The sequence below is a fragment of the Pseudomonas sp. CC6-YY-74 genome, from assembly GCF_002025205.1.
GTDB classification, from domain to species: Bacteria; Pseudomonadota; Gammaproteobacteria; order Pseudomonadales; family Pseudomonadaceae; genus Aquipseudomonas; species Aquipseudomonas paeninsulae.
Genome location: NZ_CP019947.1, coordinates 4,246,524 through 4,267,976 on the forward strand (window position 1 = coordinate 4,246,524; position 21,453 = coordinate 4,267,976).

The 21,453-nt window shown below is 63.8% G+C and carries 18 protein-coding genes and 1 pseudogene; 6 read left to right on the top strand and 13 right to left on the bottom strand.

What is annotated here, in order from left to right; all coding sequences use genetic code 11:
• Nucleotides 1-29: 29 nt before the first annotated feature.
• The 5 genes and pseudogenes from B2D37_RS23225 to hmpA all read right to left on the bottom strand — a co-directional run.
• Nucleotides 30-125: pseudogene (locus B2D37_RS23225) on the bottom strand (transposase domain-containing protein); the annotation flags it as partial.
• Nucleotides 126-1,136: an NAD(P)-dependent alcohol dehydrogenase gene (locus B2D37_RS19320; protein WP_079204226.1), complete on the bottom strand. Its 1,011-nt coding sequence runs from the start codon at nucleotides 1,134-1,136 to the stop codon at nucleotides 126-128. It lies immediately after the preceding pseudogene.
• A gap of 55 nt (nucleotides 1,137-1,191) precedes the next feature.
• The gene (locus tag B2D37_RS19325; RefSeq protein WP_079204227.1) at nucleotides 1,192-1,488 is read right to left on the bottom strand and encodes a helix-turn-helix transcriptional regulator; all 297 of its coding nucleotides are present in this window, start codon (nucleotides 1,486-1,488) and stop codon (nucleotides 1,192-1,194) included.
• Between the two features lie 441 nt (nucleotides 1,489-1,929).
• Nucleotides 1,930-2,256 (bottom strand): transmembrane sensor/regulator PpyR, encoded by a 327-nt coding sequence (locus B2D37_RS19330; RefSeq protein ID WP_371915413.1) that lies wholly within the window; start codon nucleotides 2,254-2,256, stop codon nucleotides 1,930-1,932.
• Between the two features lie 64 nt (nucleotides 2,257-2,320).
• Nucleotides 2,321-3,502, bottom strand: a complete 1,182-nt coding sequence (gene hmpA / locus B2D37_RS19335; protein WP_079204228.1) for an NO-inducible flavohemoprotein — start codon at nucleotides 3,500-3,502, stop codon at nucleotides 2,321-2,323.
• Between the two features lie 213 nt (nucleotides 3,503-3,715).
• Between hmpA and norR the strand changes: the two genes are divergently transcribed.
• The 4 genes from norR to B2D37_RS19355 all read left to right on the top strand — a co-directional run bounded on the left by norR (nucleotide 3,716) and on the right by B2D37_RS19355 (nucleotide 9,993).
• Entirely contained in the window at nucleotides 3,716-5,272 is a 1,557-nt protein-coding gene (norR, locus tag B2D37_RS19340; RefSeq protein ID WP_079204229.1) for a nitric oxide reductase transcriptional regulator NorR, read from the top strand.
• 352 nt (nucleotides 5,273-5,624) lie between these two features.
• Complete coding sequence (locus B2D37_RS19345; protein ID WP_079204231.1) at nucleotides 5,625-6,287, top strand: ABC transporter ATP-binding protein; 663 nt, start codon at nucleotides 5,625-5,627, stop codon at nucleotides 6,285-6,287.
• A gap of 1 nt (nucleotide 6,288) precedes the next feature.
• Nucleotides 6,289-8,766 carry an FtsX-like permease family protein gene (locus tag B2D37_RS19350; protein WP_079204233.1) on the top strand — a complete coding sequence of 826 codons (2,478 nt, stop codon included), beginning with the start codon at nucleotides 6,289-6,291 and terminating at the stop codon, nucleotides 8,764-8,766.
• A 126-nt stretch (nucleotides 8,767-8,892) separates the two neighbouring features.
• Nucleotides 8,893-9,993, top strand: a complete 1,101-nt coding sequence (locus B2D37_RS19355) for a lipocalin-like domain-containing protein (protein ID WP_079204234.1) — start codon at nucleotides 8,893-8,895, stop codon at nucleotides 9,991-9,993.
• Between the two features lie 15 nt (nucleotides 9,994-10,008).
• On the opposite strand, the gene betA is transcribed toward B2D37_RS19355, so the two are convergent.
• The 3 genes from betA to betI form a co-directional block, all read right to left on the bottom strand.
• Entirely contained in the window at nucleotides 10,009-11,694 is a 1,686-nt protein-coding gene (gene betA / locus B2D37_RS19360) for a choline dehydrogenase (RefSeq protein WP_079204235.1), read from the bottom strand.
• A gap of 126 nt (nucleotides 11,695-11,820) precedes the next feature.
• The gene (gene betB / locus B2D37_RS19365; protein ID WP_079204236.1) at nucleotides 11,821-13,293 is read right to left on the bottom strand and encodes a betaine-aldehyde dehydrogenase; all 1,473 of its coding nucleotides are present in this window, start codon (nucleotides 13,291-13,293) and stop codon (nucleotides 11,821-11,823) included.
• A gap of 332 nt (nucleotides 13,294-13,625) precedes the next feature.
• Nucleotides 13,626-14,234: a transcriptional regulator BetI gene (betI, locus tag B2D37_RS19370; RefSeq protein WP_079204238.1), complete on the bottom strand. Its 609-nt coding sequence runs from the start codon at nucleotides 14,232-14,234 to the stop codon at nucleotides 13,626-13,628.
• Nucleotides 14,235-14,453: 219 nt separating this feature from the next.
• Here betI and B2D37_RS19375 point away from each other — a divergent pair, with 219 nt between their 5' ends.
• Nucleotides 14,454-14,642, top strand: coding sequence for a ribbon-helix-helix domain-containing protein (locus B2D37_RS19375; RefSeq protein ID WP_079204240.1), 189 nt, complete (start codon nucleotides 14,454-14,456; stop codon nucleotides 14,640-14,642).
• Between the two features lie 45 nt (nucleotides 14,643-14,687).
• Here the strand turns inward: B2D37_RS19375 and B2D37_RS19380 are convergent, their stop codons facing one another.
• On the bottom strand, nucleotides 14,688-16,349 hold the full coding sequence (locus B2D37_RS19380) for a SulP family inorganic anion transporter (protein ID WP_079204241.1): 1,662 nt from the start codon (nucleotides 16,347-16,349) through the stop codon (nucleotides 14,688-14,690).
• A 173-nt stretch (nucleotides 16,350-16,522) separates the two neighbouring features.
• On the opposite strand from B2D37_RS19380, the gene B2D37_RS19385 reads away from it, so the two are divergent.
• Nucleotides 16,523-16,753 (top strand): hypothetical protein, encoded by a 231-nt coding sequence (locus tag B2D37_RS19385; RefSeq protein WP_079205048.1) that lies wholly within the window; start codon nucleotides 16,523-16,525, stop codon nucleotides 16,751-16,753.
• Between the two features lie 341 nt (nucleotides 16,754-17,094).
• On the opposite strand, the gene B2D37_RS19390 is transcribed toward B2D37_RS19385, so the two are convergent.
• From B2D37_RS19390 to B2D37_RS19405, 4 genes are all read right to left on the bottom strand, one after another.
• The gene (locus tag B2D37_RS19390) at nucleotides 17,095-17,952 is read right to left on the bottom strand and encodes a glycine betaine ABC transporter substrate-binding protein (RefSeq protein ID WP_079204242.1); all 858 of its coding nucleotides are present in this window, start codon (nucleotides 17,950-17,952) and stop codon (nucleotides 17,095-17,097) included.
• 248 nt (nucleotides 17,953-18,200) lie between these two features.
• Entirely contained in the window at nucleotides 18,201-19,145 is a 945-nt protein-coding gene (locus B2D37_RS19395; RefSeq protein ID WP_079204243.1) for a choline ABC transporter substrate-binding protein, read from the bottom strand.
• A gap of 36 nt (nucleotides 19,146-19,181) precedes the next feature.
• Entirely contained in the window at nucleotides 19,182-20,063 is an 882-nt protein-coding gene (locus B2D37_RS19400) for a proline/glycine betaine ABC transporter permease (RefSeq protein WP_079204245.1), read from the bottom strand.
• A gap of 1 nt (nucleotide 20,064) precedes the next feature.
• On the bottom strand, nucleotides 20,065-21,261 hold the full coding sequence (locus tag B2D37_RS19405) for a glycine betaine/L-proline ABC transporter ATP-binding protein (protein ID WP_079204246.1): 1,197 nt from the start codon (nucleotides 21,259-21,261) through the stop codon (nucleotides 20,065-20,067).
• Between the last annotated feature and the right edge of the window lie 192 nt (nucleotides 21,262-21,453).

Genomic DNA, 21,453 nt, shown 5'->3' on the forward strand with positions numbered 1-21,453 from the left:
GAGAGCGACCCATTGCTGCCGGTTGCGACAGGCAGCAATGGGCCAATCTCTCTCGCCTGTTGCGTCGGCAGGCGCATCAGCACATCGTTGAGATAGGCATACGGATCATGCCCATTCATGCGCGCTTAGATATCCAGGCAAATTTTGCCGAAATGCTGGTTGGTTTCCTGATACTTGAACGCTTCGACAATCTCGCTCAAAGGGAAATGACGATCAATAATCGGGCGCATGCCATTAGCATTGATGGCTCGGATCATGTCTTGCTGCTGGCTGCGGCTGCCCACCAATACACCCTGCAGACGCACTTGCTTGATCAGTGCCGGTACAAAATTCATTGCACCGCTTACGCCACTCAATATCCCGATGACGGAGATGTGACCAGCAACCCGAATTGCAATCATCGATTGCTCAAGCGTCGCAGGGCCGCCGACTTCGATGATGTGGTCAACGCCACGCCCACCCGTTAGGGCGCGTGCAGTTTCGCCCCAGTTAAGGTCTTTGCGGTAATTGATCACATGATCAGCGCCTAGCGCTTTCAGACGTTCAAGTTTTTCGTCGCTTGAAGAGGTAGCAATGACGGTAGCACCGGCCATTTTAGCGAACTGAAGGGCGAAAATTGAAACGCCACCAGTGCCTTGGACGAGTACGGTGTCGCCCGGCTTGAGTGAGTCATCGGCCATCAGGGCGCGCCATGCAGTAAGTCCGGCGGTGGTAAGCGTCGACGCTTCAGCATGGCTGTAGCCAGTAGGCGCGAGGGTGAACGATGTGGCTTTGGCCGTCACTTGCTCACGAGCGTAGCCGTCAATGCCATCACCTGGCACGCTAACAAAGCCTTCAACCAGTGGCGCACCGTTGATCCACTCCGGGAAGAAGGTGCTGACGACCGAGTCACCCACCTTGAATTCAGTGACATCTGGGCCGACAACAATGACTTCACCTGCACCGTCGGCCATGGGGATGCGTTTTTCGCTAGGGCCCCACATACCGCTGACCACCGCGAAGTCGTGGTAGTTGAGCGAGTTGGCGTGAAGGCGTACGGTGATTTCGCCACGCGCTGCGGCTCGGACTTCGCTGCTGCCAACCACAACCTGTTCATAGCCGCCACCGGGTTGGACGAAGATAGTTTTGCTGCTCATAGGGGGTTCCTTATATTTTCTAATTACGCGAAATAACGAAATGAAAGTTTAAAAATTACAATTCGATGATCAATCTAGCCGCAAAGTCATCAATCGCCTGCTCATTGCGCCGGTAGTAAGTCCATTTTCCGATGCGGGTGGTTAGCACGAAGCCTGCACGTTGCAAGATAGCTAAGTGTGCAGACGCGGTAGAAGGTGAAAGCTCGGCCTTGTGCTGCAAATGGGTTACGCACACCCCAATCGCAGGATCGCCATGATCCTGAGGTGGGAAATTACTGAGTGGGTCTTTGAGCCACTCCATCATTTGCATGCGAGTGTCATTGCCCAGGGCTTTGAGCTGTTCGAGTATCATGGTCGGCAATGTTACGCTTTTATACGAAATGTTCAATAAGTAATCTATTACCCTTCGCAAGGGTTTGAAATCAAAAAAACGCATCGAGCTGAATGGACCCTACTTTTGTAGACGCATTGAATGACTGCTTGGACTACCCCGCTCTGGTAGACATCCCCGGTCTATGCTTGAACGACCGCTTCTGGCCCAGAGTGTGTAAAAACGTTTTTGAGCAGGTTCGTGGGGCAGCGTCAGTACGCAAATCGCGCCTCTACGCAAATTCCGCATCTGCTGATTAGCTACACGCTGGCAGATTTCACGTAGCAGGCCAGACCTCAAAACAGCGGCGGCGTTTTTACACAGCCTCTGCCGTTCTCTGCCGATCATGGCCACGCTGCTGCGACCCTTAGCGTGCGCGCGGCGCATCCTCGCCGGGTGGGCAATTCAGCCGTTCGTCCGGTTTCAGGCCGCGCAGTAGCAGGCCGTGGCGGCGCCAGCTCGCGCTGGTTTTTCGGCGAGCAGGCGCATCACGTAGCCGACTTTCAGCAGCGTCGGGCCGAGGATCGTCAGGCTATGTGCGCCTATCAGCGTGCCCAGGCTGAGGTGCTCGGCCCAACCGTAGGCGCCGAGCACGCCCAGCAGCAGGGCGGCGCCACCGATCGACAGCAGCTGGTTGGACAGGCGCAGCAGGCGTTGCGGGCAATCGAATAGATTCATCACGGTGCTCCTGTTGCGGAAGCCGCCCGGCGCAACCGCGCCGGACGGGTCGAACTCAGCGGGTGTGAACATCACGAGCGCCATCGCGAGCGCAATTCCAGGCGTTCGCAGTCGGCGCTAGTTCTCTCACAACCGCTCAGGCCTCCAGCGAACTGGCTGGGCCGAAGAACTCGTAGTGACTCTGCTGTTCCGGTACGCCGAGTTCGCGCAGGTGCTTTTTCACCTGGGCCATGAATGGCTTTGGCCCGAGGAAGTAGGCGTCCAGGTCGCGTTCCTGCGGCAGCCACTCGGCCAGTTGCTCACGGGTCAGGAAGCCCTCGGCATGGCCCTGGTCTTCGCTGCGCGGTTCGCTGTAGCAGACAAAATGCTGCACCTGTGGGTGGGCCTCGGTCTGGGCGTCGACCCAGCTGCGGAAGGCATGCACGCCGGCATGGCGGGCGCAGTGGATGAAATGGATCGGCCGGCCATGCTCGCGTGCCGCTTCGAGCATGCTCAGCGCCGGGGTGATGCCGACGCCTGCGCTGATCAGCACCAGCGGCTTGGTCGACTCACGCAGGACGAAGTCGCCGGCTGGCGGAAACAATTCCAGGCGGTCGCCGACCTGCACCTGATCGTGCAGGTAGTTGGAGGCCTTGCCGCCGGGCTCGCGCTTGACGCTGATGCGGTAGTCGCGACCATTGCCGCAGGCCGACAGCGAGTAGTTACGGCGGACCTCCTCGCCATCCAGCTGCAGGCGCAGGCCGATGTACTGGCCCGGTTGGAAGTCGAGCAGCGCGCCGCCGTCTTCCGGCACCAGGTGCAGGGAGACGATCTCCTCGCTTTCGACGATCTTTTGCGCCACTCGGAAGCCGCGCGCGCCGCGCCAGCCGCCAGTGGCTTCGGCGTTGGCGGCATAGGTGGCCTCTTCGGCATCAATCAGGATCTGCGCCAGTTGGCCATAAGCGGCGGCCCAGGCGTCGATTACCGCGTCGGTGGCGATCTGCTCACCGAGCACCTCGCGAATCGCCCGCAACAGGCAGCTACCGACGATCGGGTAGTGCTCGGGGAGGATCTGCAACGACACATGCTTGCTGACGATCTGCCCGACCAGCGGGCCGAGGGCCTCCAGGCGGTCGATATTGCGGGCGTACATCAGCACGCCGTTGGCCAGCGCGCGTTGCTGTTCGCCGCTGGCCTGGTGCGCCTGGTTGAACAGTGGGCGTACCTGCGGGTATTCGCCGAGCATCAATTGGTAGAAGTGGCGGGTCAGGGCTTCGCCGCCGGTTTCCAGCAGCGGCACTGTGGCCTTGATCAGGGTGCGTTGTTGGGCAGTGAGCATTGAGTGGTTCCTGGGTGGCTGTGCAGCATGAGGTGCGCCGGGCAATCATCGAGAAGCATTCGGTCGCCGCGCTCAGGCGTGCTAAGTTCATGGTGTCTAGGCTGTTACACAACTCGTGCCACTTTTATAGTCTAATTATTTCAATGACTTACATGCAGTGCTGTCTTTATGACTGCGTGCAGAGTCGAGTCCTAATGACATCGAGTAGTCTTTATGACAGCAAATCCGCTGCTGACGGCATTGATCCCCCTGGTTGCCGACCTGTCCCGCGAGTTGCCCGAGGCCGAGCGCTATCGGCGCCTGTTGCTGGCGCTGCGCCAGTTGTTGCCGTGCGATGCGGTGGCCTTGCTCAGGCTCGAGGGCGAGGTGCTGGTGCCGCTGGCGGTAGACGGCTTGAGCGCCGATACCCTGGGCCGGCGTTTCAAGCTTGGCGAGCATCCGCGCCTGCAGGCGTTGCTGGCGCAGCGCGGGCCGACCCGCTTCGCCACCGACTGCGACCTACCGGATCCTTACGACGGGCTGGTCGAAGGCCATCGCGGCCACCTCGAAGTGCATGACTGCCTGGGGTGTCCGCTGTATCTGCAGGATCAGTTGTGGGGCCTGCTGACCCTCGATTCGCTGGACCCGGCCAGCTTCGGCAGGGTCGACCTGGACACCCTGGCGGCATTCGCCAGCCTGGCCGCCGCCACCGTGATGGCCAATGAACGCATCGCCCAGTTGCTGCGCCGGGTCGAGGACGAGCACCAGCTGGCCGAGGTCTACAAGCAGGCTGCCGACCAGCACCGGCCCCGCGAGCTGATCGGCCAGAGCCCGCTGCATAAGCGCCTGCAGGAGGAAATCGCGCTGGTCGGCGACAGCGAGCTGACGGTGCTGATCAGCGGTGAAACCGGAGTCGGCAAGGAGTTGGTCGCCGAAGCTATCCATGCCGCGTCGGCGCGCGCCATGCGCCCGTTGATCAGCCTCAACTGCGCGGCCTTGCCCGAGACCCTGGTCGAGAGCGAGTTGTTCGGCCACGTGCGGGGCGCCTTCTCCGGTGCGGTCAGCGAGCGCAGCGGCAAGTTCGAGCTGGCCGACGGCGGCACCCTGTTTCTCGATGAGGTCGGCGAGCTGCCGGTGGTGGTGCAGGCCAAGCTGCTGCGGGTGCTGCAGAGCGGGCAGTTGCAACGGGTCGGCTCGGACCGCGAGCACCGGGTCAATGTGCGGGTGCTGGCGGCGAGCAACCGCGACCTCGCCGAAGAGGTGCGCGCCGGGCGTTTTCGCGCCGACCTCTATCACCGCCTGAGTGTGTACCCGCTGAAAGTCCCGGCGCTGCGCGAGCGCGGCCGCGACGTGCTGCTGCTGGCCGGCTACTTCCTCGAGGACAATCGCCCGCGCCTGGGGCTGCGCAGCCTGCGCCTGACCAGCGATGCGCAAAAAGCCCTGCTGGCCCACGACTGGCCGGGCAACGTGCGCGAACTCGAGCACCTGATCGGCCGGGCCGCGCTCAAGGCCTTGTCGGCCTGCGCCGAGCGCCCGCGCATCCTCAGCATCGACAGCCAGGCATTGGACCTGCCACAGCAGCAAAGCCATGCCGAACCGACGCCGCTGGCGCTGGCGCTGCCCGAAGTTGCCGGTGGCGTGCCGCTGCGCGAGGCCCTGGATGCTTACCAGAAGCAGCTGATCAGCCAGACCCTGGCCCGTCACCAGCACAAATGGGCCGACAGCGCCCGCGAGCTGGGGGTCGATCGCGCCAACCTGATCCGTCTGGCCCGGCGCCTGGGCTTGAAATAGTCCGCGCGCTATCCAGGCGCTGGCCGGTGGTTGTGTAGACGATCGACTAATCCGCGGCATGCCTTTATCTAGGTCAACGGCATGTCGCCGCAGGGCGCCTATGTTGGATCAAGACCCAGCCGCCGGGGACGCCTGATGTCGTCACCTCATGGCGAGTGCGCTCAGCCGCATAGGCCAGCCGCGCGCGCCGAGGATCGCTGCAGGCAGCCGGTCCAGACGCCAGTGCCGCATGGCGGCAACTGCCGCTGCAGGTAACGCTTGCTTTGCTTTACTGAGAGAGGAGTGGCCCTCGTCCGGCCGGATGCCTGGGGCTTCTTTGCGGCACCACTCCCCGCACTCAGGTGGCAGACCGATGCTGAAAGTCCAGGGCTTGTGCAAGAGCTATGCGACGCCGCAGGGGGCGCTGGCGGTGTTGCGCGGCATCGACCTGGAGTTGGCGACGGGTGAGAGCCTGGCCCTGATGGGCGAGTCCGGCAGCGGCAAGAGCACCCTGCTGCACCTGTTGGCCGGGCTGGATCGGGCCGACGCCGGGCGTATCGAGGTCGACGGCCGCGTGCTGGGCGACCTCCATGAGGGTCAACTGGCGACCTGGCGGCGCAGCGGCATCGGCCTGGTGTTCCAGCAATTCAACCTGATCGCCAGCCTGCGCGTCGCCGACAACCTGGCCTTCCAGGCGCGCCTGGCCGGCCGGCATGACCCGCTCTGGCAGGCCGAACTGGTCGAGCGGCTCGGTCTGGCGACCCTGCTAGGGCGCTACCCCGAACAGCTTTCGGTCGGCCAGCAGCAGCGGGTGGCGCTGGGCCGGGCGCTGGCGGGCAGACCGCCGCTGCTGCTGGCCGACGAGCCCACCGGCAGCCTGGATGAACGCAGCGCCGACGAGGTGCTGACGCTGCTGCTGGAGCTGCTCGCTGGCAGCCCGACCAGCCTGCTGATGGTCACCCATAGCGCCAGCCTGGCGGCCCGTCTGCAGCGTTGCCTGTGCCTGCAGGGCGGGCGTCTGCTGGAGGCGGCCTGAGATGCGCCGCCTGTATTGGACCCTGAGTGCCCTGCTCAGCCACTGGCGGCGCCATCCGCTGCAGTTGTTCAGCGTGCTGGCCGGCCTGTGGCTGGCCACCAGCCTGTGGGCCGGGGTGCAGGCGCTGAACAGCCAGGCCCGCGACAGCTATGCCCGCGCCAGTCAGCTGCTCGGCGGCGCCGACCGCTACAGCCTGGTCGCCCGCGATGGCAGCTGGTTCGCCCAGCAGCACTTCATCGAATTGCGCCGCGCCGGCTGGCCGGTCTCGCCTCTGCTGCAAGGGCGCCTGCGCCTGCACGGGCAGACCGAACAAGGCCTGCAACTGATCGGCATCGAACCGTTGACCCTGCCGCCCGGCAGCGCGCTGGCCGGGCAAGCGTTCGAGCGTCTGGATCTGGCGGCGTTTCTCGGTCGGCCCGGACGCAGCTGGATTGCCGCCGACACCCTGGCCGAGCTTGGCCTGCCAGCCGGCGCGCAGCCGCTCAGCGAATCCGGCCAGCGCCTGCCGCCGCTGTCGGTGTGGCCGCAGTTGGCGCCCGGTGTGCTGCTGGTGGACATCGGCGTGGCCCAGCGCCTGCTCGACGGCCGCGGACAGATTTCGCGGTTGTTGCTGCCGGCCGAGTTCGCCCGTACCGCGCCGCCGCTGCCGCCGGCACTGGCCGCGCAGCTGGTGATGCAGCGCGGTGACGAGGGGGCCGATCTGGCCCAACTCACCGACAGCTTCCACCTCAACCTCAGCGCCCTCGGCCTGCTGGCCTTCGTCGTCGGCCTGTTCATCGTCCACGCCGCCATCGGTCTGGCCCTGGAGCAGCGTCGGGTGTTGCTGCGCAACCTGCGCACCTGTGGAGTGAGTCTGCGTGGCCTGCTGGTCGCCCTGGTGGTGGAACTCGGCGTGCTGGCGCTGCTCGGCGCGGTCGCCGGGTTGCTCAGCGGCTATGCCGTGGCGGCCTGGCTGTTGCCGGATGTCGCCGCCAGCCTGCGTAGCCTGTATGGCGCCGAGGTGGCCGGGCGGCTCAGCCTGGCGCCGCAGTGGTGGCTGGGCGGGCTGCTGGTCTGCCTGCTCGGGGCGTTGTGCGCGGGCGCCGGCAGCCTGCTGCGCGCCGCGCGTCTGCCGCTGTTGGCCTTGGCTCAGCCCGAGGCCTGGCGGCAGGCCCAGGCGCGCTGGCTGCGCCGTCAGGGCTGGCTGGCGGCGCTGCTTGGCGGTGTGGCGCTGCTCGCGCTGTGGTTCGGCGACAGCCTGGCGGCCGGCTTCGTCCTGCTCGCCGCCTTGCTGCTGGGCGCGGCCCTGGCGTTGCCGGTGGGTCTGAGCCGCTTGCTCGAGGCCTGGCTAGCACATTGCCGTACGCCGCTGACCCAGTGGTTCGTCGCCGACAGCCGCCAGCAACTGCCGAGTCTGGCGCTGGCGTTGATGGCCCTGTTGCTGGCGCTGGCGGCGAACATCGGCGTCGGCAGCATGACCGCGGGCTTTCGCCAGACCTTCAGTGGCTGGCTCGACCAGCGTCTGGCCGCCGAGCTCTACCTGACCCCGGCCAACGCCAGCCAGGCCACGGCCATCGAGGCCTGGCTGAGCGAGCAGCCGCAGGTGCGCGCGCTGCTGCCGAGCTGGCGGGTCGAGCTGCAACTGCAGGGCTGGCCGGCACAACTGAGCGGCATCCGCGCGCAGGCGCATTACCGCGAGCACTGGCCGCTGCTGAGCGCCAGTGCCGGGGCCTGGGAGCGCCTGGAGCGGCAGCAGGGCCTGATGCTCAGCGAACAACTGGCGCGGCGCCTCGATCTGCAGCTGGGCGAGCGTCTGCGCCTGCCCACCCCGAGTGGCGCCTGGGAGCTGGAGGTGCTCGGCATCTATGCCGACTACGGCAATCCCAAGGGTCATCTGCTGGTCGAAGCGGCGGGCCTGCAACGCCACTGGCCGGGGCTGGCCCCGCGCAGTTTCAGCCTGCGCCTGCCGGCCGCAGAGGTGCCCGGATTGATCCAGGCGCTGCAGGCGCGCTTTGCCCTGGACGACAGCCGGTTGATCGACCAGGCCGCGCTCAAGGCCTGGTCGAGCCGGGTATTCGAGCGCACCTTCGCCGCCACCGCCGCACTCAACAGCCTGACCCTGGGAGTGGCCGGGGTGGCCCTGTTGATCAGTTTGCTGACCCTCGGCCAGACCCGCCTGAGCCAGCTGGCGCCGCTCTGGGCACTGGGTGTCGGCCGCACGCAACTGGCCTGGCTGAGCCTCGGCCAGACCCTATTGCTGGCCGTGCTGACCCTGCTCCTGGCGCTGCCGCTGGGCCTGTTGCTGGCCTGGTGCCTGGTCGCGGTGATCAATGTGCAGGCCTTCGGTTGGCGCCTGCCGCTGCATGTCTTCCCCGGCCAGCTCCTGCAACTGTTCGGCCTGGCGTTGCTCGCCACCCTGCTGGCCGCCGCCTGGCCGCTCTGGCAACTCGGCCGCAGCACCCCGGCGGCCCTGTTGCGCAGCTTTGCCGGTGAACGCTAGGAGGACTCGGTGATGGATTGCGTGCGCTCACGGAACTGGAGGAGCGAGGAGGGACGCCCAGTCCCATGCCCGCGAGACTTTCGCGGCGACGGTTTTCGCGGGCGTGGCCCGCTCCTCCACAAGCACATGGCCCGTGGGGGCGAGAGAGGCTGTGCCAGCGCCTGCCTGGCGCTGCTCACCGGCCTGCTGCTCGCCGCCTGCGAAGCCGAAACGCCGCCGCCGGTCGAGGGCTTCGCCGGGCTGGGCAGCTCGGCGACAGCGTTCGCCCGGGTCGAGCCGGGGCGGGTGTTTGCGTTCCCGGCCGACCACGGCGCGCATCCGGACTACCGCATCGAGTGGTGGTACCTCACCGCCAACCTGGAGGACGCGCAGGGCCGCGCCTGGGGCGTGCAGTGGACGCTGTTTCGCAATGCCCTGCAGCCTGGCTCGCAGGAGACGGACTGGCGCAACCAGAACCTGTGGATGGGCCATGCCGCGTTGACGGGTGCGGACGGCCATCGCTATGCCGAGACATTCGCCCGTGGCGGTATCGGCCAGGCCGGGGTGGTGGCCGCACCCTTGCAGGCCTGGATCGACGACTGGCAGCTACGCAGTCGCAGTCCGGCTAATGGTGGCCTGGGCGAGCTGCAGTTGCACGCCCGCGGCGAGGGCTTCAGCTATCGTCTGCGCCTCACCAGCGCGCGTCCGCCGGTACTGCAGGGGATACAGGGGTTCAGCCAGAAGTCCGGCCAGGGCCAGGCCTCGTATTACTACAGTCAGCCGTTCTTCCAGGCCGAGGGCAGCCTGCTGCTGGATGGCCAGCGCCATGCGGTCAAGGGCCAGGCCTGGCTCGACCGCGAATGGAGCAGCCAGCCGCTTGCGCCCGATCAACTGGGTTGGGACTGGTTCTCCCTGCATCTGCAGACGGGCGAGAAGCTGATGCTGTTCCAGTTGCGCCAGGCCGGCGGCGCGCATTACCGCGCCGGCACCTGGATCGGTGCGGACGGCCTGGCCCAGCCGCTGAGCCAGGAGGACATCGAAATGGTGCCCGTGCGCTTCAGCCGCGTTGCCGGTCGGCGCCTGCCGACCGCCTGGACCCTGCGCATCGCGGCCAAGGCTTTCGCCATCGACACCACGGCGCTGCAGGAGCAGGCCTGGATGGCCACCCGGTTTCCCTACTGGGAGGGGCCGATCCGTTTCAGCGGCAGCCACCAGGGTGTTGGCTACCTGGAAATGACCGGCTATTGAGGTACGCGGTCGTCTTCAGCTGCGCTGCGGGGTTTGGCGCACCGCTGCGCTGCCCGCCACATAGTAGGGCGCAGTGCTGCGTGGCAGCGGAGTACGCCCGCGGATTTTGTCGGCGATCTTCTCGGCCATCATGATGGTCGGTGCATTGAGGTTGCCGGTGGTGATCAGCGGCATGATCGACGCATCGACCACCCGCAGCCCTTGCATGCCGTGCACGCGGCCCTGGCCATCGACCACCGCCATGGCGTCTTCGCCCATCTTGCAGGAGCAGGACGGGTGGAAGGCGGTTTCTGCATGATCGCGGACGAAGGCATCCAGTTCGGCGTCGCTCTGCACCGCGGCGCCGGGGCTGAGTTCGCGACCGCGGAAGGGGTCGAGTGCCGATTGGTTCATGATCTCGCGGGTGATGCGGATGCCGTCGCGAAACTCCTGCCAGTCCTGTGGGTTGGCCATGTAGTTGAACAGGATGCTCGGGTGTTGGCGCGGGTCTTTCGACGTGGCCTGGACGCGACCGCGGCTTGGTGAGCGCATGGAGCCGACATGGGCCTGGAAGCCGTGTTCCTTGACCGCGTTGCTGCCGTTGTAATTGATCGCCACCGGCAGGAAGTGGTACTGGATGTTCGGCCACTCGAAGTCGGCGCTGGTGCGGATGAAACCACCGGCCTCGAACTGGTTGCTGGCGCCGGTGCCCTTGCCGAGGAACATCCACTCGGCGCCGATCTTCGGCTGGTTCCACCATTGCAGCGCCGGGTACAGCGAGACCGGCTGCTTGCAGGCGTACTGCAGGTACATCTCCAGGTGGTCCTGGAGGTTCTCGCCGACGCCGGGCAGCTCGTGTACCAGCGCAATGTCCAGGTCGCGCAGCAGCGCGGCCGGGCCGACGCCCGAGCGCTGGAGGATCTGCGGCGAGGCAATGGCCCCACTGCACAGCAGCACTTCGCGGCGCGCTTTGACGGTGGTCGGGGTAGTGCTGTCGCCCTGCAGGTAGTCGACGCCGATGGCGCGCTTGCCGCTGAACAGGATGCGGTCGGTCAGGGCGTGGGTGACGATGGTCAGGTTCGGCCGGCCCTTGGCCTGGTCGAGATAACCGCGCGCGGTACTGGCGCGCCGGCCCTTGGGGGTCACGGTACGGTCCATCGGGCCGAAGCCTTCCTGCTGGAAGCCGTTCAAGTCGTCGGTACGCGGGTAACCCGCCTGCACGCCGGCCTCGACCATGGCGTGGAACAGTGGATTGTTGCCGGTCTTCGGCGTACACACGCTGACCGGGCCATCGCCGCCGTGGTAAGCGTTGGCGCCGCTGTCGCGGCTCTCGGCCTTGCGGAAATACGGCAGGCAGTCCAGATAGCTCCAGTCTTCCAGGCCCTTGTCCTTGGCCCAGCCGTCGTAGTCCATGGCGTTACCGCGGATGTAGCACATGCCGTTGATCAGCGAGGAGCCACCCAGGCCTTTGCCGCGCCCGCATTCCATGCGCCGGTTGTTCATGAAGGGTTCCGGCTCGGTCTCGTAGGCCCAGTTGTAGCGGCGGCCCTGCAGCGGGAAGGCCAGTGCCGCGGGCATCTGGGTGCGGAAATCCAGGCGGTAGTCCGGGCCGCCGGCTTCCAGCAGCAACACGCTGACGTCGGCATCCTCGGTCAGGCGAGTGGCCAGCACGTTACCGGCCGAGCCGGCGCCGATGATGATGTAGTCGAACTCTTGGGACATATGCAGTACCTGAAAAAACGTGCCGACAGATCGGGCTGCCCTGTAGATGGGGATCAAGCCGTGGGAGGGGCTTTAGCCGCGCAAGGCTGTCGCGGCTGAAGCCCCTCCCGCAAAGTGAGCCGACGCTCAAAACACCGAGGCGTAGTCGCCCAGTTCGACCTCGACCGACTTGGTCTGGGTGTAATGCTCCAGGGTGCTCAGGCCATTCTCGCGGCCGATCCCGGACTGCTTGTAGCCGCCCACTGGCATTTCCGCCGGCGATTCGCCCCAGGTATTGATCCAGCAAATACCGGCTTCCAGCTGGTGGATCACCCGGTGTGCGCGCGCCAAATCACGGGTCACCACGCCAGCCGCCAGGCCGTAGTCGGTGTCGTTGGCGCGGCGGATCACTTCGTCTTCGCTGTCGTAGACCAGGAGGCTCATCACCGGGCCGAAGATTTCTTCGCGCACGATGGTCATGGCGTCGGTGCAATCGGTGAACACGGTCGGCGCGACATAGGCGCCCTGGGCGAATTCACCGTGGCTGACCCGCTCGCCGCCGATCAGCAGGCGTGCGCCTTCGCTGCGGCCCTTGGCGATGTAGTCGAGTACGCTCTCCATATGGGCCACGCTGACCAGCGGGCCGAAGTTGGTGTTGTCGTCCTGCGGGTTGCCCAGGCGAATGCGCTTGACCCGCTCCAGCACCTTGCTCTCGAAGCGTGCCTGCAGCATGCGCGGCACGAACACCCGGGTGCCGTTGGTGCAGACCTGACCGGAGCTATAGAAGTTGGCCATCATCGCGATGTCGGCGGCGCGGTCGAGGTCGGCGTCCTCGAAGATGATCAGCGGCGATTTGCCGCCCAGCTCCATGGTCACTGCCTTCAGCGAGGAGCTGGAGGCGCTGGCCATGACCTTCTTGCCGGTAACGGTGCCACCGGTGAAGGAAATCTTCTCGATGCCCGGGTGTTCGGTCAGCCACTGGCCGACTTCACGGCCGCTGCCGGTGAGCACGTTGAACACACCATCCGGCAGGCCGGCTTCGGTGTAGATCTCGGCCAGCTTGAGGGTGGTCAGCGAGGTGACTTCGCTGGGCTTGAAGATCATCGCGTTGCCGGCGGCCAGGGCCGGGGCGGATTTCCACAGGGCGATCTGGATCGGGTAGTTCCAGGCGCCAATACCGGCGACCACGCCCAGCGGCTCGCGGCGGGTGTAGACGAACGCACTGTCGCGCAGGGGAATCTGCTGGCCTTCGATGGCGGGCACCAGGCCGGCGTAGTACTCGAGCACGTCGGCGCCGGTGACGATATCGACGGCGCGGGTTTCCGACAGCGGCTTGCCGGTGTCGAGGGTTTCCAGCTCGGCCAGCTCGTCGTTGCGTTCCCGCAGGATGTCGACGGCCTTGCGCAGGATGCGCGAACGCTGCATGGCGGTCATCGCGGCCCACACCTTCTGCCCGGCGGTGGCGCTGGCTACCGCACGCTCGACGTCGGCCTGGCTGGCGCGCTGGACGTTGGCGAGCACTTCACCATTGGCCGGATTGATGCTTTCGAAGGTGGCGCCGCTGGTCGAGTCGACATAGCGACCACCGATGTAGAGCTTCTGTTCGTCGAATCGGGCCATGGTTGAATCCTCTCGTGTCTGTGGTCTTCGCAAGGCTGGCTGGCGGCTTCAGTGCGCCTTGGCCAGATGGATCGGCAGGTTCAAATGTCGCGTGCGGCGACAATCTCCAGGCCGGAAAGAGTGAGAATCAGCCTACGTTATTTTTATTGAACGCTCAATCAATAAAAATAATCGAGAGCGACCTGTGGCGGTCTGGATGCGACAAACGCGCGGTTGAGACGGGGTGGGCATTGCGCAACGCGTGCTGGCGCCGGCCGAGTGTTCTGCGCCTGCGGTTCAGGGCAATTACCGAGCTTTTCGAGCGTGCCCGGCTTGCCTGCGAACACGCAGGCTCAGGCGGCGCGGTGCTCGGGTTGCTTCTTGGCCAATTGCTGGTCGAGATAGTCGTAGGCGATCTGGATCGCCTGTTCGGTGTCCAAGCTGCCGCCGGACAACGCCCCGCGCAGCCATAGACCGTCGATCAAGGCGGCCAGGCCGCGCGAGGCAGCGCGGGCCTGCTGCACGGGGAGGGCGCGGCGGAACTGGCCGCACAGGTTGGAATACAGGCGGTGGTCGTTGACCCGCTGTAAGCGCCGTAGTGCAGGCTGATGCATGCTGCTGGCCCAGAAGGCCAGCCAGGTTTTCATGGCCGGGCCGCTGACCTGGCTGGCGTCGAAGTTACTGTCGATTATTGCCCGTAGGTGTGCACGCGGGCTGTTGTCCTTGAGCGCGGCCCGGCGTGCGCGCACCGCATTGCTCAGGGCCTGCATCAGGTGGCGCATGGTGGCATCGAGCAGGCCGTTCTTGTCCTTGAAATAGTGGCTGATGATGCCATTGGAAACCCCAGCCAGCCGGGCAATATAGGCAATGCTGGCATCGCCCATGCCGACCTGATCGACGGCTTCGAGGGTGGCCGCAATCAGTTGCGAGCGGCGGATCGGTTGCATTCCGACCTTGGGCATCGGTGTCTCCGTGGGTTGAGGGTTTTTTCTGAGTGGAGCGCAGTCTAGGACGGTTTTTATTGAACGATCAAACAAATATGCCGTTTTGCCCATGACGCGCCGGTGTGGCTGGGCAGATAGCAACCCCTCTGGCCGGGTTGGCAGAGACCCGTGCCGTGACAGCCGCGGGCTCTAGCATTACAATTTAATTAACATCAAATTTAAGCGATTGGCGATTTTATGGAAAGCAAGACTGCGCGTCTCACCGTGCTGATTGATCCGGTCAAGAAGAAGGCGTTCGAGGAACTGTGCGCCGGGCAGGACCTGACCCCGTCCCAGGTCGTGCGCCAACTGATCCGCGATTACCTCGAGAGCCACGGCGTCACCTACGCCACCCAGAGCAAGCATGGGCCAAGCGCCAAGGCGTGATCCGCCGAGCGGCTCAGCCTGCCGCTCGGCCACGGCTTGGCTGGCTCAGCTCTGGTCCGGTGCCTGCTCGCTCTCCTCGTAGGCGCCCAGCGCGGCGTTGAAGTCGGCGTGATAATGCGCCGCGCCGATCTCCTGCAGGATGCCCGCCTTATCCAGCTTGGCCAGCACCTTGCGGTTCGCCTCGCAGAGCTTCACCACGATCTTGCGTTTGTGCAGTTGCTGGATGACTTCCTCCAGCGTTTGCAGGCCGGTGATATCCATGAACGGCACGCGGTTCAAGCGAATCACCAGCAAGCGTGGATCGGTGTGGGTTTGTGCCAGCGCACGCTCGAAGGTCTCTGCTGCCGCAAAGAACAGCGGCCCTTCGATCGTGTACACCAGCACGCCGGCGGGCAGGCGACTATGACCGCCGATGCGTAACTCCGCCTCTAGCTCTTGTTCGACGACCTGCTGCACTTCCACGGAGGTGGTCATGCGGTGCATGAAATGCAGCATCGCCAGGATCACGCCGATGTTCACGGCAACCACCAGGTCACTGAATACCGTCAGGCCGAAGGTGATCAGCAGAATCGCCACGTCTGCCCGTGGAGCACGCTGCACCATGCGCTTGAAATGCCGCAGTTCGCTCATGTTGTAGGCGACCACGAAGAGGATCGCCGCCAGTGCGCACAGCGGAATGTCCGCGGCCAGCGGGGCCAGGAACAGGATGATCAGCAGCAGGGTGACCGCGTGCATGATGCCGGCGAGTGGGCTGGTGCCGCCGTTACGGATATTGGTTGCCGTGCGCGCAATCGCGCCAGTGGCAGCGAAGCCGCCGAATAAGGGGGTGAGCAGGTTGGCAATGCCCTGGCCGACCAGTTCCTGGTTGGAGTCATGCTTGGTGGCCGTCATGCCGTCGGCTACCACGGCCGACAGCAGCGACTCGATCGCCCCCAGCATGGCAATCGCAAAGGCCGGGCCGATCAGCTCGATAATCCGGGGCAAGGTGACTTCAGGTAGACCGAAATCCGGCAGGCCCTGGGGGATGCCGCCAAAGGCACTGCCGATCGTGGCCACGCCATCGAAGTGAAAAAACGACTGGATAAACGTGACCAGCAGCATCGCCACCAGCGGGCCGGGCACGCGCTTGAGCCCCGGTAACTTTGGCGACAGCAGCACCAGGCTCAGGCTGAGGAGGGCCAGCAGCGTGGTTGCCGGGTGCAATTGCGGTAGCACTTGGAGCAAATGCCAGAACTTCTCATGGAAGTGCTCGCCGCCGACTGCGGGCAAGCCGAAGAAGTATTGCCATTGGCCGACCCAGATGATCACCCCGATCCCGGCCGTGAAGCCGACGATCACCGGGGCGGGAATGAATTTGATCACTGAACCAAGCCGGGTAATGCCCAGTAATAGCAGCATGACGCCGGCCATCATGGTGGCGATCTGCAGGCCGTCGATGCCGTGCGCGGCCGTGATGCTCGCCAGGATCACGATGAAAGCGCCGGTTGGCCCGGCGATTTGCACCCTACTGCCACCAAACAGGGATACCAGCACGCCAGCAATAATCGCCGTATAGATGCCTTGCTCCGGCTTGACCCCCGAGGCAATGGCAAAGGCCATTGCCAGTGGCAGCGCAACTATCCCGACGATTACTCCGGAGACCAGATTGTTCAGCCAGTGCTTGCGCCCCAGCAAACCGGCCTTCCACGCTTCACGTACTGCAATCATGGCGAACTCCTCATCAGCGAGTGCATGTGCATGATATTATCATGTGGTGATAATGAGGCGGCTCTTTGATCGACCGTCCCGAGACTCGTGCCAGAGCTTTTCTGGCTGAAGCGTAGCGGCGCCGGCGACTGAGAGCACGGGTGTGCGCGAGCACCAACCAGCGGGTGAGCGAGATGAACCGTAACGACGTCAAAACCAGACATGCCGAGGGCGTCACCTTTGACACCCATGTGATCGCCAACCCGACCAACCTCAAAGAGTGGATCGTGTTCTTCAAGAAAGATGCGGGGAGAAGCTATTTCCTGGTCGATGAGCGCGAGGAGGTCGAATCATTTATCCATCTGGATGACTTGATCGACGAGTTGCGCGAGCTGGGGATCAAGCACGCCGAGATCCATTTTTAACCGCCGAATCGGCCACGCTCCTGAAGGGAGCAGGGAGCAGGGCGGACAGCTTGCCGGGCTGCCGAGGGTGAAAAACCCGCGGAGCGTTTTCCACCGCCATACTGTTCAGCTCCGTGCGAGGACGCGATAGAGCGTCTGGTTGACCCGCTGCGGGTGGGTGCTCGGGCTCATGCGTCCCTTGCCCGCGAATCCGACCACCGCTATGCGCGGCAATGCCTGGGTCAGCAGCCGGGCGACGGCCAGGGAGGAGGCCAGCGAGTCCTTGCCCAGCCGGCGTGCGGTAAATGCGGGCCACGAAAAAGCGGGCCGAAGCCCGCTTTCTGTTGTTGCTGTAACAGTGCTTACTTCAACCAGCCCGCCACGCGCTCGGGGTTGGCGGCGACCCAGTCCTTGGCAGCCTGCTCCGGCTTGGCGCCTTCGCTGACGGCCAGCATCACTGCGCCAATTTCTTCTGCGTTCCAGGAGAACTTCTTGAGGAATGCGGCAGCTTCTGGAGCCTTGGCTTCCATACCCATGCTGGCCACGGTGTCGACGTGCTCGGCTTCACCGAAGACATTCTGCGGGTCTTCGAGGAAGCGCAGTTTCCACTTGGCGAACATCCAGTGTGGAATCCAGCCGGGGACCACGATGGCTTCTTTCTTCTTCTCGGCACGGGCCAGAGCGATAGCCATGGCCGGGCCGGAGCTCGGCATCAGCTTGAAGTCCAGCTTGTATTTCTCGATGGCTTCTTCGGTGCGGCGCATCACGCCGGCGCCGGCGTCGATGCCGGTGATCTTGCCGTCGTAAGCTTCTTTGTTCTTGTTCAGGTCTGCGATGCTCTTGGCTTCGACGTAGTCGGGAACCACCAGGCCGATTTTCGCGCCCTCGTAGTTGGTGCCGAGTACCACCACCTTGTCTTTCATCTTGGCGTAGTACTCGCCGTGAGTGACCGGCAGCCAGGCGGTGAGGGTCGCATCGAGGTCGCCGCGGGCCACGCCCTGCCACATGATGGCCGGCTCGACGGCTTTCAGATCGACCTTGTAGCCGAGCTTGCTTTGGAGGATTTCACCGGCGACATGGGTGCTCGCGACGCTGTCGTCCCAGCCGTTGACGTAGCCGATGGTCAGGGTGGGTTTTTCCGCCGCCATGGCCGTGGACATGCCCAGCGCGAGGGCAGCAACGCCAAGGCTTTTCAGGCAGAAGGTGGATAATTTACGCATAAATTTGGTGCTCCATCAGTGAGAGTGGCAGTTCAACTGTGTTACTGGCTCGTTCTGATTGCGGGCCTTGCGGTGCTCTGCTTGGGCAGAATGAAAAATGCTCTGCTAATGCGCGGGCCGCGAGGCAGTCGCGGGCAAGTGCCGCAACCTCCCGGCGCAATAAGCGCGGTAGTTGTGGCTGCGCTTGCTGCGGCTTTACCAGGCACGCCCAGCGTTCAAGCCGGGCGTGCCGAGTTTGTGTCGGACCCTCAGAGGCCGACGTATTTCTTCACGGCGGCGAGGCCATCCTGGCCGTCATAGGTGGTGACGCCAGCCAGCCACTTGTCGAGGGCTTCCGGATTAGCCTTGATCCAATTCTTGGCCACCACAGCCGGGTCCTCTTTCTCCAGCACTTTTTCCATCAGCTGGCTTTCGATCTTGACGCTGAATTGCAGGTTGTTCAGCAGCTTGCCGACGTTGGGGCAGCGCGCTTCGTACTCTGGCGGTACCACGGTGTAGACCTTGGCCGCGCCGTAATCCGGGCCGAACACGTCATCGCCGCCGGACAGGTAGGTGAGGTCGAACTGGGTATTCATCGGGTGTGGTGCCCAGCCGAGGAACACGACCGGCTTGTTCTTCCGTACCGCGCGTTGCACCTGCACCAGCATGCCGGCTTCGCTGGACTCGACCATGCGGAAGCTGCCCATGCCGAACTGGTCTTCTTTGATCATTTTTTCGATCAGCAGATTGCCGTCGTTACCCGGTTCGATGCCGTAGATCTTGCCGTCGAGTTCTTTCTTGAACTTGGCGATGTCCTGGAAGCTTTTCAGGCCAGCCTCAGCCAGGTAGGTCGGTACCGCCAGGGTGTATTTGGCGCCCTCCAGGTTCGCGGTCGGCAGCACCTTGACGCCGCCATCCTTGGTGAACGGCTCGATCACCGCATCCATCGAGGGTGCCCAGTAGCCGAGGAACACATCAATCTGGCCCTTTTTCACGCCGGTGAAGGCGATCGGCACCGAGGCCATGATCTTGCGGGGCTGGTAGCCCAGGCCTTCGCTGAGGGTCATGGCCACGCCGGTGGTGGCGGCGATGTCGGCCCAGCCGATTTCGGCGAAGCGTACCTGTTTGCAGCTTTCCGGCTCCTGGGCCCAGGCACTTTGCAGCAGCGTGCAGGACAGCAAGCTAACTCCAGCAATAGTTTTCAACTTGTTCATTTATCGCTCCCTCTGTGAATGGATAAGGTGAAGGTCTTACTGGCGCTGCAATTTCGCACTCACCCAGCTAATCAGGGTGCTGCGTTTCTCGCTTTGCTTGGTGCCAAAGCTTTCGGTAATGCGGTCGAGGATGATTGCCAGCAGTACCACGGCCATACCGCTTTCGAAGCCTAGACCGATATCCAGACGCTGGATGCTCGCGAGTACGTCGTTACCCAAGCCGCCGGCGCCGACCATCGAGGCAATGATCACCATCGACAGGGCCATCATGATGGTCTGGTTGACCCCCGCCATGATCGACGGCATGGCACTAGGCAGTTGGACCTTGAGCAACAGTTGGGTCTTGCTGCAGCCGAAGGATTGGCCGGCCTCGACGATTTCCTTGTTGACCTGGCGAATACCCAGGCTGGTCAGACGCACGGCTGGTGGCATGGCGAAAATCACCGTGGCGATGATCCCCGGCACCCGACCGAGGCCGAACAGCATGGCCGCCGGAATCAGGTAGACGAACGCCGGCATGGTCTGCATGAAGTCGAGAATGGGGCGGATGATGGTCGCCACACGCTCGCTCTTGGCCGCCCAGATGCCCAGGGGGATACCCCACAAGAGGCTGATCAGCGTCGCGGAGAAGGTCAGGCCGAGGGTCACCACGGTCTGTTCCCAGAAGCCGGTGAGGACAATCAGAATGAAGGATACGGCGGTAAAGGCGGCAAACCGGGCGCCGATACGCCAGAGGCCGAGGCCGACGAAGATGGCGATCAGCAGCCACGCCGGTGGCAGCATGAGGATGGCCTCGATGCCTTCGGAAAACGCGCTGACCACGCCACCGATGCTGTCGAAGCCGTTGCTGTAGTTGTTCAGCAGGTACTCAACGCCGTCGTTGACCCAGGTGCCTAGGTCGAGTTGCTTCTCACTCATGTCATTCTCCCTGCATGCGGGTCAGCAGGCGACCCTTGCTAATAGCGCCAGAGTATTGGCCGTTGCCACCGACAACCGGGATCGGCCCTTCGTTGTCCACCAGGCGCGCGATGACCTTATCCAGGGGCATGTCTTCCGGCACCGGGGTGATCTGCTTCACCACGCTTTGGTCAAGCTTGCATGACTGGCCACCTTCGACCAGCAGGGCGATTTTCTCCAGGCTGATCGAACCGTAGAAGCGGTTGTTCTCATCGACAATGAAGGCGTAATGCTTGTCCAGTTCCTGCAGCTTTTGCGAGACGACCTGGGCGTCCGGGGCAACGCCGTTATGCACGAAGATCGGCACGCTGTTAGCCATGAGCTGGCCGGCGGTGAGGTAGCGGTTGGTGTCGACGGTGTCGAAGAAGTTACGCACATAATCATTGGCTGGGTTGTCGACCAGCTCTTGCGGGGTGCCGACCTGCACCAGCTTGCCGCCTTCCATGATGGCGATACGGTTGCCGATACGCATGGCCTCCTCGATGTCGTGGGAGACGAAGATGATGGTGCGGCGGTGGATCTTTTGCAGCTCGAGCAGCAAGTCCTGCATTTCGCGACGCTTGAGTGGATCGAGGGCGGAAAACGCCTCGTCCATGATCATCATCGAGGGGTCGACGGCCAAGGCGCGGGCCAAGCCGACGCGCTGCTGCATGCCGCCGGAGAGTTCATGCGGGTGCATCTGGGCAAAAGTATCCAGGCCCACATCCTTGAGTACCTGCATGGCGCGTGCTTCCCGCTCCTTGCGGCCTACTCCTGCCACTTCCAGGCCGAAGGCCGCATTGTCCAGCACGGTGCGCGAAGGCATCAGGGCGAAGGACTGGAATACCATGCTCATGTCGCGGCGACGCAGGCTGATGAGTTCCGCGTTGGACATCTTGGCGACGTTCTGACCGTCGATGAACACATCGCCGCCGGAAGGCTCAATCAACCGGTTGATCAAACGAATCAGGGTTGATTTGCCGGAGCCGGAAAGACCCATGAGGACGAAAATCTCGCCTTCTTCGACACTGAACGACACATCGCTAACACCAATCACCGCGCCGGTTTCGGCAAGGACTTTATCCTTGCTCCAGCCTTGCTTGCTCTGCTCGATGGCTTCTTGCGGTTTGTTGCCAAAAACCTTGTACAGGTTTTCGACCACTATTTTTCCAGCTTTCATGGGAGAGTTCCCCTTCAGTAGACATCCAGATCAGTTACACGGGACCTGACGCACGCCGAACGGCGCTCTTCAGGTGATGTCGACTGTTCTTGCCTGTGTGAGTGTGGGCGGTTCCAAGGTTTGGACAGCGTTCTGTTTCGCGGCTAGCTGTTGCGCATTCAGACGCACGTCAAGTGGCACACCATGAACTCG

What these genes read in the sequence shown, in the direction of transcription:
- B2D37_RS19400 (WP_079204245.1), bottom strand. Translation starts at nt 20,063, where the DNA reads ATGAGTGAGAAGCAACTCGACCTAGGCACCTGGGTCAACGACGGCGTT.
- B2D37_RS19330 (WP_371915413.1), bottom strand. Translation starts at nt 2,256, where the DNA reads ATGTTCACACCCGCTGAGTTCGACCCGTCCGGCGCGGTTGCGCCGGGC.
- B2D37_RS19385 (WP_079205048.1), top strand. Translation starts at nt 16,523, where the DNA reads ATGAACCGTAACGACGTCAAAACCAGACATGCCGAGGGCGTCACCTTT.
- B2D37_RS19375 (WP_079204240.1), top strand. Translation starts at nt 14,454, where the DNA reads ATGGAAAGCAAGACTGCGCGTCTCACCGTGCTGATTGATCCGGTCAAG.
- betI (WP_079204238.1), bottom strand. Translation starts at nt 14,234, where the DNA reads ATGCCCAAGGTCGGAATGCAACCGATCCGCCGCTCGCAACTGATTGCG.
- B2D37_RS19395 (WP_079204243.1), bottom strand. Translation starts at nt 19,145, where the DNA reads ATGAACAAGTTGAAAACTATTGCTGGAGTTAGCTTGCTGTCCTGCACG.
- B2D37_RS19355 (WP_079204234.1), top strand. Translation starts at nt 8,893, where the DNA reads ATGGCCCGTGGGGGCGAGAGAGGCTGTGCCAGCGCCTGCCTGGCGCTG.
- B2D37_RS19380 (WP_079204241.1), bottom strand. Translation starts at nt 16,349, where the DNA reads ATGATTGCAGTACGTGAAGCGTGGAAGGCCGGTTTGCTGGGGCGCAAG.
- B2D37_RS19405 (WP_079204246.1), bottom strand. Translation starts at nt 21,261, where the DNA reads ATGAAAGCTGGAAAAATAGTGGTCGAAAACCTGTACAAGGTTTTTGGC.
- betA (WP_079204235.1), bottom strand. Translation starts at nt 11,694, where the DNA reads ATGTCCCAAGAGTTCGACTACATCATCATCGGCGCCGGCTCGGCCGGT.
- B2D37_RS19320 (WP_079204226.1), bottom strand. Translation starts at nt 1,136, where the DNA reads ATGAGCAGCAAAACTATCTTCGTCCAACCCGGTGGCGGCTATGAACAG.
- hmpA (WP_079204228.1), bottom strand. Translation starts at nt 3,502, where the DNA reads ATGCTCACTGCCCAACAACGCACCCTGATCAAGGCCACAGTGCCGCTG.
- betB (WP_079204236.1), bottom strand. Translation starts at nt 13,293, where the DNA reads ATGGCCCGATTCGACGAACAGAAGCTCTACATCGGTGGTCGCTATGTC.
- B2D37_RS19345 (WP_079204231.1), top strand. Translation starts at nt 5,625, where the DNA reads ATGCTGAAAGTCCAGGGCTTGTGCAAGAGCTATGCGACGCCGCAGGGG.
- B2D37_RS19350 (WP_079204233.1), top strand. Translation starts at nt 6,289, where the DNA reads ATGCGCCGCCTGTATTGGACCCTGAGTGCCCTGCTCAGCCACTGGCGG.
- B2D37_RS19325 (WP_079204227.1), bottom strand. Translation starts at nt 1,488, where the DNA reads ATGATACTCGAACAGCTCAAAGCCCTGGGCAATGACACTCGCATGCAA.
- B2D37_RS19390 (WP_079204242.1), bottom strand. Translation starts at nt 17,952, where the DNA reads ATGCGTAAATTATCCACCTTCTGCCTGAAAAGCCTTGGCGTTGCTGCC.
- norR (WP_079204229.1), top strand. Translation starts at nt 3,716, where the DNA reads ATGACAGCAAATCCGCTGCTGACGGCATTGATCCCCCTGGTTGCCGAC.